This is a genomic window from Streptomyces sp. JLYT201 (genome assembly GCF_059448825.1).
Genome location: NZ_CM182551.1, coordinates 5,443,334 through 5,458,592 on the forward strand (window position 1 = coordinate 5,443,334; position 15,259 = coordinate 5,458,592).

The 15,259-nt window shown below is 74.7% G+C and carries 12 protein-coding genes and 1 pseudogene; 6 read left to right on the forward strand and 7 right to left on the reverse strand.

What is annotated here, in order from left to right; genetic code table 11:
- Positions 1-12 precede the first annotated feature (12 nt).
- Positions 13-1,359 (forward strand): MFS transporter, encoded by a 1,347-nt coding sequence (locus AC5WAM_RS22815; RefSeq protein WP_495518629.1) that lies wholly within the window; start codon positions 13-15, stop codon positions 1,357-1,359.
- A gap of 48 nt (positions 1,360-1,407) precedes the next feature.
- Here AC5WAM_RS22815 and AC5WAM_RS22820 read toward each other — a convergent pair whose 3' ends face one another.
- The gene (locus tag AC5WAM_RS22820) at positions 1,408-1,947 is read right to left on the reverse strand and encodes a GNAT family N-acetyltransferase (RefSeq protein ID WP_366791288.1); all 540 of its coding nucleotides are present in this window, start codon (positions 1,945-1,947) and stop codon (positions 1,408-1,410) included.
- A 17-nt stretch (positions 1,948-1,964) separates the two neighbouring features.
- On the opposite strand from AC5WAM_RS22820, the gene thpR reads away from it, so the two are divergent.
- Positions 1,965-2,534, forward strand: a complete 570-nt coding sequence (gene thpR, locus AC5WAM_RS22825) for an RNA 2',3'-cyclic phosphodiesterase (protein ID WP_495518630.1) — start codon at positions 1,965-1,967, stop codon at positions 2,532-2,534.
- Positions 2,535-3,265: 731 nt separating this feature from the next.
- Here the strand turns inward: thpR and AC5WAM_RS22830 are convergent.
- The gene (locus tag AC5WAM_RS22830; protein ID WP_495518631.1) at positions 3,266-4,258 is read right to left on the reverse strand and encodes an aldo/keto reductase; all 993 of its coding nucleotides are present in this window, start codon (positions 4,256-4,258) and stop codon (positions 3,266-3,268) included.
- A gap of 57 nt (positions 4,259-4,315) precedes the next feature.
- A complete protein-coding gene (locus tag AC5WAM_RS22835) occupies positions 4,316-4,903 on the reverse strand; it encodes a Uma2 family endonuclease (protein WP_495518632.1) in 588 nt (195 codons plus the stop codon).
- 385 nt (positions 4,904-5,288) lie between these two features.
- Here AC5WAM_RS22835 and AC5WAM_RS22840 point away from each other — a divergent pair.
- A pseudogene (locus AC5WAM_RS22840) lies at positions 5,289-6,665 on the forward strand (AfsR/SARP family transcriptional regulator); the annotation flags it as partial.
- Between the two features lie 2,045 nt (positions 6,666-8,710).
- Here the strand turns inward: AC5WAM_RS22840 and AC5WAM_RS22845 are convergent.
- Both AC5WAM_RS22845 and AC5WAM_RS22850 read right to left on the reverse strand, forming a co-directional pair.
- Complete coding sequence (locus AC5WAM_RS22845; protein ID WP_495518633.1) at positions 8,711-10,048, reverse strand: DUF418 domain-containing protein; 1,338 nt, start codon at positions 10,046-10,048, stop codon at positions 8,711-8,713.
- Positions 10,049-10,197: 149 nt separating this feature from the next.
- Complete coding sequence (locus AC5WAM_RS22850) at positions 10,198-10,875, reverse strand: GDSL-type esterase/lipase family protein (protein WP_172387992.1); 678 nt, start codon at positions 10,873-10,875, stop codon at positions 10,198-10,200.
- Positions 10,876-10,961: 86 nt separating this feature from the next.
- Between AC5WAM_RS22850 and AC5WAM_RS22855 the strand changes: the two genes are divergently transcribed.
- Positions 10,962-11,951 carry a TolB-like translocation protein gene (locus AC5WAM_RS22855; RefSeq protein WP_495518634.1) on the forward strand — a complete coding sequence of 330 codons (990 nt, stop codon included), beginning with the start codon at positions 10,962-10,964 and terminating at the stop codon, positions 11,949-11,951.
- A 25-nt stretch (positions 11,952-11,976) separates the two neighbouring features.
- Here the strand turns inward: AC5WAM_RS22855 and AC5WAM_RS22860 are convergent, their stop codons facing one another.
- A complete protein-coding gene (locus tag AC5WAM_RS22860) occupies positions 11,977-12,417 on the reverse strand; it encodes a PPOX class F420-dependent oxidoreductase (RefSeq protein ID WP_495518635.1) in 441 nt (146 codons plus the stop codon).
- A 31-nt stretch (positions 12,418-12,448) separates the two neighbouring features.
- A complete protein-coding gene (locus tag AC5WAM_RS22865; protein WP_495518636.1) occupies positions 12,449-13,216 on the reverse strand; it encodes a TetR/AcrR family transcriptional regulator in 768 nt (255 codons plus the stop codon).
- 162 nt (positions 13,217-13,378) lie between these two features.
- Between AC5WAM_RS22865 and AC5WAM_RS22870 the strand changes: the two genes are divergently transcribed.
- Positions 13,379-14,380, forward strand: coding sequence for an ATP-binding cassette domain-containing protein (locus tag AC5WAM_RS22870; RefSeq protein WP_495518637.1), 1,002 nt, complete (start codon positions 13,379-13,381; stop codon positions 14,378-14,380).
- On the forward strand, positions 14,377-15,231 hold the full coding sequence (locus AC5WAM_RS22875) for an ABC transporter permease (RefSeq protein WP_366791300.1): 855 nt from the start codon (positions 14,377-14,379) through the stop codon (positions 15,229-15,231). The genes AC5WAM_RS22870 and AC5WAM_RS22875 overlap by 4 nt, the downstream gene beginning before the upstream one ends.
- The last annotated feature ends 28 nt before the right edge of the window (positions 15,232-15,259 follow it).

Sequence of the window (15,259 nt, forward strand, 5' to 3'; positions counted from 1 at the left end):
AGGCGAACCCCTTTGAGTACGGGATCCGGAGCAGACTCCGCCCCCGCACCAACCGCCCTCGACCCCTCTGTCCGCTCCAAGACCTCCATGTTCAGCTCGCTGCGGATCCGGAACTACCGGCTCTTCGCGGCCGGGGCCGTCGTGTCGAACACCGGCACCTGGATGGCCCGCATCACCCAGGACTGGCTGGTCCTCAGCCTCACCGGATCCTCCGCGGCCGTCGGCATCACGACGGCCATGCAGTTCCTGCCGATGCTGCTCTTCGGCCTGTACGGCGGTGTGATCGCCGACCGGTTCGCCAAGCGGAACCTGCTCTTCGTCACCCAGGGAGCCATGGGCCTCGGCGGCCTGTTCCTGGCCGCGATGACCCTCACGGGCCACGTCCAGGTCTGGCACGTCTATGTGACGGCCTTCTTCACCGGCCTCGTCACCGTCGTCGACAACCCCACCCGCCAGTCCTTCGTCTCCGAGCTGGTCGGCCCGGACCAGGTGCGCAACGCCGTCAGCCTGAACTCGGCCAACTTCCAGTCCGCCCGCCTGATCGGCCCCGCCGTCGCGGGCGTCGTGACCGCCGCCGTCGGACCCGGCTACGCCTTCCTGGCGAACGGCCTGTCCTTCCTCGCTCCGATCGCCGGTCTGCTGCTCATGCGCACCGGCGAACTGACCCGCAGCCCGCTCGCCCCGCGCCGCGGCAAGGGCCAGCTGCGCGAGGGCCTGACCTATGTGCGTGCCCACCCGGAGCTGATCTGGCCCATCGTCCTGATCGGGTTCATCGGCACGTTCGGCTTCAACTTCCCGATCTGGCTGAGCGCGTACGCCGACGACGTCTTCCACGGCGGCTCCGGCATGTACGCGGCGTTCACCACGCTGATGGCCGCCGGATCGCTGATCGGCGCGCTGCTCGCCGCCCGGCGCCGGACGTCCAGGCTGCGGATGCTCACCGCCACGGCGGGGCTCTTCGGCGCCGCCCTGATCGCCGTGGCCGCCGTGCCGAACGCGTACGTCTTCGCGGCGCTGCTCATCCCCGTCGGCGCGATCGGCCTGACCGTCAACGTCACCGCGAACTCCTCGGTGCAGATGGCCACCGACCCCGAGATGCGGGGCCGGGTGATGAGCCTGTTCATGATGGTGTTCGTCGGCGGCACCCCCCTCGGCGGGCCGCTCTTCGGCTGGCTCACCGACACCTACGGGGTCCGTGTGAGCTTCGCGCTCGGCGGGCTCGTCGTCGCTCTGGCCTCGCTCGGCGTCGTCCTGGGCCTGGCGCGCGCGGCCAACCTGCGCCTGCAGGTGGATCTGCGCCGGGGCCGCCAGCACGTGCGCTTCGTGCCGCGCGAGGTGGCCCTGGCCCCGGCGGCGTGAGCCGGCCCCGGAGCCCCGGTCCCGTACGGGGCCGGGGCCGGGCCCTGCTCAGACCCGCATGGCCAGGACCTGGCCCGGCCAGGTGCCGTCCTTCGCCGTGAAGGTCTCCGTACGGACGAAGCCGTTGCTCTCGTAGTACGCGACGAGCCTGCCGCCGTTGCCCGCGTAGCAGTCGACCCGCAGCAGGGACACGCCCTGGGCGCGGGTCTCGGCCGCGGCGTGGGCCAGGAGCGTCCTGCCCACGCCCAGGCCCGCGAAGCGCCCGGCGGTGGCGAGGTAGTGCACGTACCGCTCGGGCTCGTCGACCGGCGCCACGTAGCCGGTGGGGCCGTCGGTGAGCATCAGCATGCCCGCGGGCACCCCGTCCACCTCGGCGATCCACGGCGTGCCCGTGGCGAGGTACTTCTCCACGGACTCCACCACCCGCGGATTCGCCGACAGCGGCTCGGTGCCCCACTGCTTCGTGTACCCCTGCGCCACCAGCCACTCGGCGGCGCTGTCGAGCAGGCCGAGGAACACGGGAACGTCCTCCGCGCCGCCCGTGCGTACGCGTATGGGGCCGGTGTGATCTGTGCTGTTGCTGTCCATCAGGGCAGGCTAGCCGCATGAGACTCTTCGTGGCGGTGCTGCCCCCGGAGCCCGTGGTGGCCGAACTCGCCGGGCGCGTGGACGACTTGCGGCGGCTGCCCGGCGCGGAGGCGCTGCGCTGGACCGAGCGTGCCGGGTGGCATGTGACGCTGGCGTTCCTCGGTGAGGTCGACGAGGCGGTCGTGGCCGACCTCGGCGCGCGGCTCGGGCGGGCGGCCGGGCGCACCGCGCCGTTCGCGCTCGCGCTGCACGGGGGCGGGCGGTTCGGGGACCGGGCGCTGTGGGCGGGCGTGGCCGGGGAGGTCGCCGCGCTCCGGCTGCTCGCGGGGCGGGTGTCCGCGGCGGCGCGCAGGGCCGGGGCCGGGCCCGGCGTGGACGCGGGGCGGGGCTTCCATCCCCACCTCACCCTGGCGCGGGGGCGGGGGGAGGTGGAGCTGCGGCCCTTCGTGGAGGGCCTCGGGGGGTTCTCGGGGGCCGAGTGGGGGGTGGGGGAGCTGGTGCTCGTCCGCAGCCACTTGCCCCGGGCCGGTCTGCAGGGGGCCCGCCCCCGCTACGAGCCCCTGACCACCTGGCCCCTCCACACCTGAGCCCCCCCGCGCCGAGCCCCGGCCCCTCCGGTGCTGCCTCCTGGGGGCCTCCCCGCCGCTACCGCGGCGGGTTTTCTCCCACCGCCCCCACCCGTGCTGCCCCGGCGGCCTGCGCCCCCGGAGGGGGCGGGCGGGTGGGGTCTTGGCCTCTCCGGCTGGGGGTGATGTTGGTGGTGAGGGGCTCGTCGGTTGAGGGGGGGCAGCGCTGTGGTGGGGCTGGTTTGGCCCGTCCGGCGGTTGAGGGCGAGCGCGTTCGCGCGGTGGTTTCGGGCGGGGTGCCAGGGGCGGCAGCACCTGGTTCGGGGAGGGGTGGGACTGGGGCGCTCCGTGAGGGATCCGGCGGGGCGGTTACGCTCGATGGCGTGGATCCCAAGACCAGGAACCGGATCATGGCCGGTGTGCTCGTGTTGATGTTCGTCGTGGTGGCACTGGCGGCGGCAGCAGGAAAGTAGCCGCCCCCCCGCCGGGCGACGCGCGTACGACGGGCGTGGAGCGGGCCGGGTCGCACCTGGCCCGCATCGCTACGGGACGGGATGGGGCGGGACAGGATCCAGGCCGCTGCACCAGCCGGATACGGGCCGGGCAGGGCCAGACAGGGCCGGGCCGGAGGCGGGCCAAGCCGTGAGGCGGACCGGAGCCCGGGCGTAGCCGGAGCCCGGGTGTCGCCCGAGCCCCGGCGTCGTGCGGGCCGGGCCGCTGCCGAGTCCTGAGGGCCGGCACCGGCACGCGCGCTACCAGGCGAACGCCTCCGGGGACGGGCCCGGGCCCGGGAAGATGTCGTCGAGGGACGCGCGGAGCTCCGCGGTCAGGTCGAGGTCGACCGCCCGGAGGGCCGACGTGAGCTGCTCGGCCGTGCGCGGCCCGACGATGGGCCCGGTGACACCGGGGCGGGTGAGCAGCCACGCCAGGGCCACCTCGCCGGGCGCGAGGCCGTGCTTGTCGAGCAGGTCCTCGTACGCCTGGATCCGCGCCCGCACCGCCCCGTCGGCCAGCGCCTCCGCGGCCCGGCCCTCGGTCCGCCGCCCGCCGTCGGCCTCCTTCTTCAGGACGCCGCCGAGCAGTCCGCCGTGCAGCGGCGACCAGGGGATGACGCCGAGGCCGTACTCCCGCGCGGCCGGGAGGACCTCCATCTCGGCGCGCCGCTCCGCGAGGTTGTACAGGCACTGCTCGCTGACGAGGCCGTAGCTGCCGAGGCGGCGCGCGGTCTCGTTGGCCTGGGCGATCTTGTAGCCGGGGAAGTTGCTCGACCCCGCGTACAGGATCTTGCCCTGCCGTACGAGGACGTCGATGGCCTGCCAGATCTCCTCGAACGGGGTGTTCCGGTCGATGTGGTGGAACTGGTAGACGTCGATGTGGTCGGTCTGGAGGCGCCGGAGCGAGGCCTCGACGGAGCGGCGGATGTTGACGGCCGACAGGAGGTCGTGGTTGGGCCAGGGCGGGGCCCCGTCGGCGGCCATGTTGGCGTACACCTTCGTGGCGAGCACGACCTTGTCGCGCCGTCCGCCGCCCCGGGCGAACCAGTTGCCGATGATCTCCTCGGTACGGCCCTTGTTCTCGCCCCAGCCGTACACGTTGGCGGTGTCGAAGAAGTTGATCCCCGCGTTGAGCGCGGCGTCCATGATGGCGTGGCTGTCGGCTTCGTCCGTCTGCGGCCCGAAGTTCATGGTGCCGAGCGTGAGTCGGCTGACCTTGAGTCCGGTGCGTCCCAGCTGCGTGTACTTCATGGGGTCCAAGCCAACGGCTTGAAGTGCGCTCGAAGCAAGGGGCCCGGGGAGCCGGGGTCAGTCGCGGGGGAAGTCGGCGGTGGTGAGGACGAGGTCGACGACCGTGCCGGTCAGGTCGACCTCGTCACCGAAGTCGGACTTGGAGACGGCCAGGTACTCGCCGTTCTTGGGGTTGGTGTAGACGTGGCAGCGGCCTTGGTACGGATCGGCGATGAGGTAGACGGGCACACCGGCGTCGGCATAGGTGGTCTTCTTCGGGCCGTAGTCGTTCCGCCCTGTGCCCCGGGAGATGACCTCCGCGACGAACTCCACGTCCTCGTAGCACCAGCGCCCTTCCGCGTCCGGCTTCGCTCCGTCGCGGAACCTCGCCACGTCCGGGCAGAAACCGTTCTGGTAGCCGGGGAAGTCGATGCGTACATCCGTCATCACCAGTGCATCACGGCCGAACCTGTCGTCCAGTGCGTAGAGGATCCTCCGGATGATCTGCCAGTGCACATTGCGCTGCGGCACCATGGCGACTGCCCCCTCGACAACCTCTGCCTTGATTCCCTCGGGGACCATCCGCTCGATCAGCTCGAACCACTGGTCCAGGCTCTCGGCGTTGTAGTCGGCCATGTCGATCCTGTCGTTCTCTACGACGGACATCGTGGCTCCTCCCCGGCCCCCGGGTGCGGGCAGCCGCGCAGTACAACGATACGCACGGAGGCGCGGTCACGCGCCGCCCAGCCACTCCGCCGCGGCCGGGCCGTGCGGGGCGGCCCGTCCGCGGCACCGGCGCCTCCACGCCGGCCACCCTCGCGAACCGGCCACCCGCGCCGCCTGACCCCCTGGCCTGCGCAAACAGCATGACCCGCCGGGAATGGGCAGCGAATTGACGCGGGGTGAGGCGCCCGCGTCCAATGGACGCCGCGGCCGACACGCCGGGCTCGGGGGAGAACGAGCGCGGTGAGGACCGGCCCTGGGGGGAACACCATCCCGCCGCGTTGACCGGCGCGGCCGCGTCCCCCTGCGCCGAAGGGGGAACGCTGTGATGGAACTGCGCGTACTGGGGGCGGTGGAGGCCTGGGACGACGGCCGCCGCGCCGACCTGCGCGGCCCGCGCCACCGGGCCGTCCTGGCCCGGCTGCTCATGGCCCGCGGCCGGGTCGTGCCGCTCGACCAGCTCATCGACGACCTGTGGCGGGACACCCCCGCCGAGCGGGCGCTCGGCTCCCTGCGCACCCTCGTCTCCACGCTCCGCAAGGCCCTCGAACCCGGCCGCCCCAGCCGCACCCCGCCCCGCACCCTGGTCACCGCGCCGCCCGGCTACGCGCTGCGCCTCGACCTCGCGGCGGTGGACGCCTGGCGCTTCGAGGACCTCGTACGCCGGGCCGCGGAGCCGTCCGCGCCCGGCCGGGCCGCCGAGACCAGGGACCGGCTCACCGCCGCCCTGGAGCTGTGGCGGGGCGGCGCGTACGCGGAGTTCGCGGCGGAGGCCTGGGCCGCGCCCGAGGTGACCCGGCTCAGCGAGCTGCGGCTCCTTGCGGCCGAGCGCCTCGCCGACGCGGAACTCGCCCTCGGCGCGGCCGCCCGGGTCGTCGCCGACCTGGAGGCCCACACCCGGGCCCACCCGCTGCGCGAGGAGGGCTGGCGGCTCTTCGCCCTGGCCCTGTACCGCACGGGCCGCCAGGCCGACGCCCTCTCCGCCCTGCGCACGGCCCGGGCCGTCCTCAAGGAGGAACTGGGCATCGACCCCGGCCCCGCGCTGCGGACCCTGGAGGAGGACATCCTCCGCCAGTGCGGAAGCCTGGCGGGGGCCGTGGAGCACGTCGTGTCGCCGCCGGCCGTCGTCCCCGCCGCGGGCGGCCGTCCCCTGTTCGAGCGGAGCCCGGAGTCCGGGGAGGGGCGGGCGCAGTCCGAGGTGTCCCGGGCCGCCGACCAGCCCCCCGCCGAGCTGCCCGGCAGGGCCGAGGCCCTGGAGTGCCTCGCCGGGGAGGCCCGGCACGCGGCCGAGCGCGGCGCGCTCCGCGTGGCCCTCGTGGGCGGCGCCCCCGGCACGGGCAAGACCGCCCTCGTCGAGACGGCCGCGCACGCGCTCACCGCCACCCACGGCTGGGCCGCCACCCGGGGGCGCTGCCCGGAGGAGACCGGCGCCCCGCCCGCGCACCCCTGGGCGGAGCTCCTGCGCGCGCTGGTCGCCGACGGGCACCCGGCCCCGCCCGCGCTCGCCCCGCTCCTCGACCCCGCCGCCTCCGTGGCCGGGGCCGACGCCGAGTCGACCCGGTTCCTTACGCACACCGCCGCCACCGCGCACCTCGCCGCCGTCGCCCGCCGCACCCCCCTCGCCGTCGTCCTGGAGGACCTGCACCACGCCGACGACGACACCCTCACGCTGCTGCGCCGACTGCCCACCGCCCTGGCGGAGAGCCCCGTGCTGCTCCTGGTCACCTTCCGCACGCAGGAGCTGACCGACGCGGCCCGCGACACCCTCGCCGCGCTCGCCCGCTGCGAACCGGCCAGGCTGGAACTCCAGGGCCTCGACGCGACCTCCGTCGGCGCCGTCCTGCGCGAACTGGCGGTCCACGCCGGGAAGCCCGCCCCGGAGCTCGACGAGGACACCGTCCGCCGCCTCACGGAGCGCACCGGCGGCAACCCCTTCTTCGTACGGGAGACGGCACGGCTGCTCAGCGCCGAGGGCGTGGACGCCGCCCTGACCCGGGTCCCGCCCGGCGTGGCCGACGTGGTCCGGCACCGGCTCGGGGCGCTGAGCACCGGTGCGCAGGGCATGCTGCGTCGCGCGGCCGTCGCCGGAACGGACTTCGACATCGATGTCTTCCTGGAGATGTGCGCGGCCGACGGCGAGGGCGGCCCGGCCCACCGGGGCGGCACCGACGTCGAACACCTGGAGGAGGCCCTGGGCTCCGGCCTGCTCGGCGAACCGGGGCCCGGCCGCCTCCGCTTCGCCTCCGCCCTCGTCCGCGACACCCTCTACCAGGAGACCTCCCGGCTGCGCCGCACCCGCTGGCACGCCAGTGCCGCCGACGCCGTGGAGCGGCTGCGCCCGGACGACCTGGGCGCGCTCGCCCACCACCGCCTGGAGTCCGCGGGCCCCCGTGACGTGGACCGCGCCGTGCGGCACGTGGACGCCGCCGCCACCGCCGCCCGGCAGGACGGCGACCACCAGGAGGCCGCGCGGCTGTGGCGGCGCGCGCTCGTCGTCCACGAACGCCTCGGCACCGCCCCGCTGGTGGCCGGTCCCGACGGCCCCGCGCTCGTCGTCGGCCTGGTCCGCAGCCTCACGGCCGCCGGTGACTTCCAGGGCGCGCGGGCCCAGCGCGTCAGCGCCCTGGAGCGCTTCCCCACGGGCGGCGCCCCCGAGGCCCTCGCGCGCCTCGTGGCGTGCGACGACATGCCCACCCTCTGGTACCACCGCGACTACGCGACCGGGCCCGACCCGCGCGTCACCGGAGCCGTGGAGCACCTCCTGGCCGAACTGCCGGAGTGGGAGGTGGAGTTGCGGTGCCGACTGCACGCCGTCCTCGCCCGTGAGCTGGACGGCTTCGGCGGGGAGCGGGCGCTGCGCGCGGCCGCCGAGGCCGAGCGCCTCGCCCGCCGCACCGGCGATCCACGGCTGCTCGTCCACGCGCTGAACAGCCGCCTCCTGCAGACGTACGGCGCCGCGGGGCTCGCGCCGCGCCGCGCCCGCGTCGCCGAGGAGATGCTGTCCGTCGCCCGGGGCGCGGGCCTCGGCGCGGCCGAGGCGGTGGCCCGGACCGCGCTGCTCCAGGCGCACGCCGCCCGGGCCGCGTTCCGCGAGGCGGACGAGCAGGCGGCGGCCGTGCACGGGCTCGCCGCCGGGCTCGGCATGCCGGCGCTCGGCCTCGTCCCCACCCTGTACGGGGCGCTGCGCCCGGCGGTCGCCCACCGGCACGACGAGGCCGGGCGGCGCTACGCCGCCGCGCGCGACGAGATCGGCGGGCTCGGCCTGTGGGGCGCCGAGCACGCCGTGTACGGGCTCGCGCTGTTCTGTCTGCGCCAGCAGGACGGGCGCCTGGCCGAGCACGTGGACCTGTCGCTGCGCGAGTACGAGACGTGGGGGCGCGGCGCGGGCTGCGGCGCCACCCACGCGCTGACCCTCGCCGCCGCCGGGCACGGCGCGCGGGCCCGCGCGCTGCTGCCCGAACTCCTCACCATGCGCCGGGACTTCCTGTACGAGCTGCGCCTCGCGGCCGCCGGGCTCGCCGCCGTCCGGCTCGGCGAGGACGACCTCGCGGAGGCGGCGTACGAGGAACTCCTGCCCGCCGCCGACGAGTTGGCGGGCGCCGGGTCCGGGATGGCCACGCTCGGCCCGGTCGCCCAGTACCTCGGGGAGATCGCCGAGCACCTGGGGCGCGCGGACGACGCCGTCACGCACTACTGCCAGGCCCTGTCCCTGGCGCGCCGGGCCGACGCCCCGCACTGGCGGGACCAGGCTCAGCGGGGGCTGCGCAGGCTGGCCCCGGCCTCCGCCTTCCGGGCCCCCTCGCCCGGGTCCGCCTTCCGGGTGCCCGAGCCCGCGGCCTGTGGCCGGGCCCCGGCCGTGCGGGCGCCGTAGGCGAGGCGCCGGAGCAGCGCCTCGGCGGGGCCCCGCCGCCCGGCCCGCTCCAGGGCGTGGGCGCCCGCGACGGTCACCAGCCACACGGCCGTCGCGACGAGGGCCATGGTCGCGCTGCTCAGGTGCGCGCCGAGGCCGAGGCCCCAGGCGGCGAGGAGCGGGGCGAAGAGGAGGGAGTGGGTGAGGTAGCAGGACATCGACCGCTTGCCGACGGCCGCGACCGCCGCGACGGCCGTGGCGCCCGGGCGCGGGGAGCGGTTCGTCCACCACACGACGAACAGCGCGATCGCGGCCACGTATCCGATGCCGCCCGCGGTGCCCGTGAGGTCCCGCAGCGTCGTCAGGGCGCCGCCCTCGCTCTGCGCGTCGTCCGGTACGTGGATCGCCCCGACGTGGGCGAGCGCCGCGGGCAGCGCGCCGAGCCAGCCCACCGCGACGCCGATCACCGCGGTGCGGCGCAGCAGCGGCAGATGGCGGCCCGGCTCCTCCAGGATCCGCCGACGCGCGGCCCAGAAGCCCAGCAGGAAGACGAGGTACCCGCCGCCGACCAGGGACAGCAGCGAGGCGCCGAAGGTGACGAAGAGGCCGGTCGTGCCCCGCGTCCCGGCGGCGTCCAGCCAGCTGCTGTCGTCGGCCCCGTAGGCGAGGTATCCGGGCTCGGCCCCGGCGTCCCCGAGCGACCACAGGTCCCCGCGCAGCAGGGCGGCGACGACCGGTGCCAGGGTGAGGAGGAGCGTCTGCGCGACGCCGATCCAGATCCACCAGTTCAGGGCCCGGTCGCTCCTGCGCACGAAGACCCAGCCGAGGACGAGGCTCAGGACGCCGTAGAAGCCGATGATGTCGCCCGCCATCAGCAGCGTGGAGTGCGCGAGCCCGATGACGACCATCCACAGGCTGCGCCTGCGCAGCACGCCCACGGCGGCGCGCCCGCTGGTGCCGTGCCCGGTCTGGCGCAGATACATCTGCGTCATCCCGTACCCGAAGAGGAACGCGAACAGCGGGTAGATCCGCAGGTCCAGGGTCATGATCATCAGGAACTGCACCACGTGGTCGAGCCACGACCCGTCCACGGGCTGCCAGCCGGAGGGCCCGTGCTCGGCCCGCCACAGGTGGAAGGCGGTGTTCGACAGGGCGATGAGCAGCAGCATCAGGCCGCGCGCGACGTCCGGCGCGAGGGCCCGCTCGGTGACGCGGGTGGGAGGAGTCAGGACCGTCATGCCCCGAACCTAGGAAGCCGGCCGCCTCCTGGACGTCGGCCTTCCGGCTAGGAGCGGGTGCCGAAAGGCGAGGGCCGGGGCGCCGAAAGACGGCGGGGCCGCGCCGAAGGGCGTCGGCCGGACGGGCGACGCCGGTCCGGACGGCGGGCCTAGCGCGGCGCCGGGACCGCCCCGAGGTCCCAGGCCTGGGCCAGGGCGGCCGCGTAGGCGTCGGCCAGTTTCCGCTCGCCGCGCTCGTTGGGGTGCGTGCCGTCGTACGTGTCGTAGTGGATGTCGTACGGGTCCGGGGGCGAGGCCAGGAGGAGGGCGGACGCCGGGGTGTCCAGGTCGGCGACGGTCTTGGCGAGGAGCTCGTTGAAGCGGGCGACCTCGGCGGCGAAGGCGGCGTCGTCGTGCGCGCGGACGTTGGGGATGACGGGGAGCACGGCGATCGCGACGCGCGGGTTGGCGGCGCGGGCCGCCGTCACGAAGGCGCGGACGTTCGCGGCGGTCTGCTCGGCGTTGGTGTAGAAGCCGAGGTCGATCAGGCCGAGGGAGACGAGCAGCACGTCCGCCCGCTCCCGCCGCACCGCGTCCTCGATCAGCGGCACCATGTGCTGCCAGCCCTCGCCCCAGCCCGCCAAGTGGCGCCGCGGGAAGTCCGGTTGGGCGTACGCGTACGACGTGGGGGCCTCGGCCGCCTTGTCGTAGAGGGCCTCGCGGGGGCCGACGACCTTGAAGGGGGCGCCGAGCGTGGCGCACAGATGCTGCCACATCCAGTAGCGCCAGGTGTGTTCCCCGGCGCTGCCGATGGTCATCGAGTCGCCGACGAACATGAACCTGAGCATCCGCTCATCATCGCGGATCGCGCCCGTGCGCTGCGATGTGAGCCTGGCCACCTGCCGCCGGGGCGCGGGGTGGCAGGCTTGGAGCCATGCGTTCTTCGAGGGTGTGCGCGGCCGGGGCCGCGGCGGTGGTGGCTGCGGTCCTGGTGGCGTCCGGCGGCCCCGCCCTGGCCGACGGCGAGGCGGGCAACGACGGGTTCACCATCGAGGACCCGCGCATCACCGAGTCCAGCGGCCTGGTGCCCTCGCGCGCCCACCCCGGCGTCTACTGGACCCACAACGACCAGGACAGCGGCGCCTACCTGTACGCCGTCGACAGCAGGACCGGCAAGACCGTCGCCCGGATCACCATGACCGGCGTCGGCAAGCCGCGCGACGTCGAGGCCATCTCGATGGGCCCCGACGGCAGCCTGTACGTCGGCGACATCGGCGACAACCTCGGCGGCAAGTGGTCCTTCGTGTGGGTCTACAAGCTGCCCGAGCCCAAGGAGCTCAAGGACCAGACCGTCCGCGCCACGCAGTACGTCGTGAAGTACGCCGACGGGCCGCGCGACGCCGAGGCGCTCATGGTCCACCCCAAGACGGGGCGCGTGTACATCGCCGACAAGAAGGAGGACGGCGGCTCCCTCTACGAGGGCCCGGCCCGGCTCTCCACCTCCGGCACCAACGTCTTCCGCCGCGTCGCGAGCACCGACCTGTGGGTCACCGACGGCGCCTTCTCGCCCGACGGCAAGCACCTCGCCCTGCGCGGCTACTTCGGCGGCGTCGCCTTCGCCTGGCGCGGCGACGGCAGGATCAAGCGCGAGGGCCGGCTGCGCGTCCCGCTCCAGCGCCAGGGCGAGTCCGTGACGTACAGCCCCGACGGCAGCCGCCTGATGTACGGCACGGAGGGCGAGCAGAGCGATGTCGAGGCCGTCGAGGTGAAGGGCGCGGGTGGCGGGGGCGGCTCGTCGGACGGCGGGGGCTCCGGGGACGGGGGCGGCGGCTTCACCGGGGGCGCGACCAAGGGGGCCGTGGTCCTGGGCGTGGTGGTGCTCGCGGGGCTCGGCCTCAGGCGTCTGTTCCGACGCGGCGGATGAGGGAGCCCTCGGCTCACCGGGCCCGCTAGGGAGCCGGGGGAGTCTCCTCCTCGGGGCTCGTGACCGGCCGGACCTCGTAGTGCAGCGTCGCGTCCCGGCGGAGTTTGTGCCACAGGGGGACGAGCACGCCCTGCTGCAAGGGGTACTTGCGGGCGATGAGGCGGGAGGCGCGCGCGTCCTCGCCGGTGCCGTGTTCGAGGCGCCGCACCCGTGCGGTGATCCCGGGCCCGGTGGGCTTGCCGCGCAGTGTCGAGGGCGCGATCTCCACCCGGGGGTCCCGGCGCAGCCGCTTGACCTTGCCCGCCCTGCCGAAGGTGCGGAAGTACGCGTGGTCGCCGTCGACCGCGAAGTGGACCGGGGTGCCGACGCCGGTGCCGTCCTTCTTGTGGCTGGTCAGCAGGACCGCCTGCTGTTTCTCGAACCGGGCGAGCTCCGGGCTCGCCGGACGCGCGGGATTCGGCTTCATCCCTCCATACAGACACGGGCGGGCCGGTCTGTCACCCCCGCTGCCGCGCCGCCGCGCTCTCGCGCTGCGCGACCAGGACGTCGAGTCCGTCCAGGATCCGCTGGAGCCCGAACTCGAAGTGGTCGAAGTCCGGGCCGAACGTGTCGTCGGAGAGCCCGGCGACCAGCGGATAGCTGCCGCTGGTCATGATCCGGCCGAGCACCGGCCCCTGCTTCTCCCAGAAGGCCTCCTCGGAGAGCCCGGCGGCCTCGGCCTCCACCGACTGCGCCCGCATGCGCGCGACCCCGGTGACGTACCCCTCGACGAGGATCAGGACCGAGATCAGCTCCGGGTCCCGCAGGCCCATGGGCTTGATGCGGGACAGGACCTTCTCCAGGCCGCCGACGGCGCTCGGGCCGAGCACCGGCCGCGACTGGTTGACCTGGAGCAGCCAGGGGTGCGCGCGGTGGCGCTCCAGGACCTCGCGGGCGTACGCCTCGACACCGGCGCGCCAGCCGCCGGTGAAGGCGTCCGCGTCGTCGGTGGGCGCCTGGACGTGGTTGAGCATCAGGTCCAGCAGCTCGGCCTTGCCCGGCAGATAGCGGTACAGCGACATCGTGCCGGCGCCCAGCTCCTGCGAGAGCCGGCGCATCGAGACGGCGGCGATGCCCTCGGCGTCGGCGAGGGCGACCGCGGCGGTGACGATCCGCTCCAGGGACAGGGCCGGCTTGGGGCCGCGGGTGGGGCGCTCGCCGTCGCCCCAGAGCAGTTCGAGGCTGCGGGTGATGTCGCCGCTGCCGCTGGTCTCCGTGGTCGTCATGGATCTCACGATAAGCCCTTGGCCAGAAACTGGGTACGGCGTACTCTCCATTGGGTACGGTGTACTCAGCGAGGCTCGACAAGGGTGTGACGAGGGGGAACGGATGGTGGAGCGGTGATGCGTGAGCGCACACGAGGGACGGACCGCGGGAGGCACGCGGTAGTGGACCGCGGGAAGCGTGCGGTAGCGGACCGCGGGGAGTACGCGGTGGCGGCCCGCGGCCTGGAGAAGCGGTACGGCGACAAGAAGGCCCTCGACGGCTTCGACCTGACCGTCGAACACGGCACGGTCCACGGCCTGCTCGGGCCGAACGGCGCGGGCAAGACCACGGCCGTGCGCGTCCTGGCCACCCTGGTCCGCGCCGACGGCGGCCGCGCCACCGTCGGCGGCGCCGACGTCGGGCGCGAACCGGCCGTCGTGCGCGGCCGCATCGGCCTCACCGGTCAGTACGCGGCCGTGGACGAGATCCTCACCGGCCGGCAGAACCTGGAGATGTTCGGCCGCCTCTTCCACCTCGGTGCGCGCCGGGCCGCCCGCCGCGCGCAGGAGCTCCTGGAGCGGTTCGGCCTCGAAGCCGCCGCCGACAAGGGCGCCGGGCAGTACAGCGGCGGCATGCGGCGCCGCCTCGACCTCGCCGCGTCCATGATCCTCGCCCCGTCCGTGCTGTTCCTCGACGAGCCGACCACCGGCCTCGACCCGCGCGGCCGCAGCGAGGTCTGGGACTCCGTACGGGACTTGGTGGCGACTGGAACGAGCGTTCTACTCACTACGCAGTATCTTGAGGAGGCCGACCGCCTCGCCTCCCGCGTCACCGTCATCGACCAGGGGCGCGCCATCGCCGACGACACCCCCGACGGCCTCAAGGCCAGCGTCGGCGGCAGCCAGCTGGAGGTCGTCGTCCGCGAGGCCGCCGACCTGCCCGCCGCGGTGAAGGCCGTGGCGCGCGTCGCCGACGGCGAGCCGGAGGCGGTCGACGCCGAGCGGCGCGTGCGGGCCGCGGTCACCGACCGCGTCGGCGCCCTCGCCGACGTCGCCCGCACCCTGCGGGACGAGGGCGTCGCCGTGGAGGACGTGGGCCTGCGGCGGCCGAGCCTGGACGACGTGTTCCTGAAACTGACGGGGGCGAAGAGCGAGCGGACGCCCCGCACGGAGGCGGCGGCATGAGCGACGTACTGACCCCCGACGGGCCGTCCGTCCTGGACGCGGGCCCGGGCCCCGCGCACGGCCGCGCCTACTGGGCCGTCGCCGACACCCTGAACATCGCCCGGCGCTACCTCACCCACTTCCGGCGCGTGCCCGTCCTCATCGCCTGGCAGCTCGGCTTCCCCATCATCAGCGTGCTCCTGTACGGCTTCGTCTTCGGCGAGGCGATGAAGGTGCCCGGCGGCACGGGCGACTACAAGGACTTCCTGATGCCCGGCATGTTCGTGATGACGATGGCCTTCGGCTTCATGAACACCGCGATGGGCGTCGTCACCGACGCGTCCAAGGGCGTCATCGACCGCTTCCGCTCCATGCCCATGGCGCCGTCCGCCGTGGCCGCCGGGCGCGGCCTCGCCGACCTCGTCGTGGCCTGCGCCGAGCTGACGATCCTCGCGCTCACCGCCGTGGCCATCGGCTGGCGCCCCGACAACGGCGCGGGCAACGCCCTGACCGCCTTCGCCCTGCTGCTGCTCCTGCGCTTCAGCCTGATCTGGGTCGGGGTGTGGCTCGGCTTCGTCGTCCCCACCCCGGAGGCGGCGGGCGGTCTGTACGCGGTGGCCTTCCCGCTCACGATGATCTCCAGCGTGTTCGTGGCGCCGTCCCTGATGCCCGACTGGCTCGCCCCCGTCGCCGCGTGGAACCCGGTGTCGTCCACGGGCACCGCCGCCCGCGAGCTGTTCGGCAACCCGGGCGCGGGCGGCGCCAGCTGGGTCGAGCAGCACGCCGTCCTCATGGCGGCGGTGTGGCCGCTGGCCCTGACCGCGCTGTTCCTGCCGCTCGCGGTACGGAAGTTCAAGGCGCTGAGCCGGTGACGACCGGCGCCGGGGAACGGTGAAGGGC

Bases quoted from the DNA above. Each gene is read 5' to 3' on its own strand.
- AC5WAM_RS22820 (WP_366791288.1), bottom strand. From the start codon at position 1,947: ATGGACAGCAACAGCACAGATCACACCGGCCCCATACGCGTACGCACG.
- thpR (WP_495518630.1), top strand. From the start codon at position 1,965: ATGAGACTCTTCGTGGCGGTGCTGCCCCCGGAGCCCGTGGTGGCCGAA.
- AC5WAM_RS22830 (WP_495518631.1), bottom strand. From the start codon at position 4,258: ATGAAGTACACGCAGCTGGGACGCACCGGACTCAAGGTCAGCCGACTC.
- AC5WAM_RS22835 (WP_495518632.1), bottom strand. From the start codon at position 4,903: ATGTCCGTCGTAGAGAACGACAGGATCGACATGGCCGACTACAACGCC.
- AC5WAM_RS22845 (WP_495518633.1), bottom strand. From the start codon at position 10,048: ATGACGGTCCTGACTCCTCCCACCCGCGTCACCGAGCGGGCCCTCGCG.
- AC5WAM_RS22850 (WP_172387992.1), bottom strand. From the start codon at position 10,875: ATGCTCAGGTTCATGTTCGTCGGCGACTCGATGACCATCGGCAGCGCC.
- AC5WAM_RS22855 (WP_495518634.1), top strand. From the start codon at position 10,962: ATGCGTTCTTCGAGGGTGTGCGCGGCCGGGGCCGCGGCGGTGGTGGCT.
- AC5WAM_RS22860 (WP_495518635.1), bottom strand. From the start codon at position 12,417: ATGAAGCCGAATCCCGCGCGTCCGGCGAGCCCGGAGCTCGCCCGGTTC.
- AC5WAM_RS22865 (WP_495518636.1), bottom strand. From the start codon at position 13,216: ATGACGACCACGGAGACCAGCGGCAGCGGCGACATCACCCGCAGCCTC.
- AC5WAM_RS22875 (WP_366791300.1), top strand. From the start codon at position 14,377: ATGAGCGACGTACTGACCCCCGACGGGCCGTCCGTCCTGGACGCGGGC.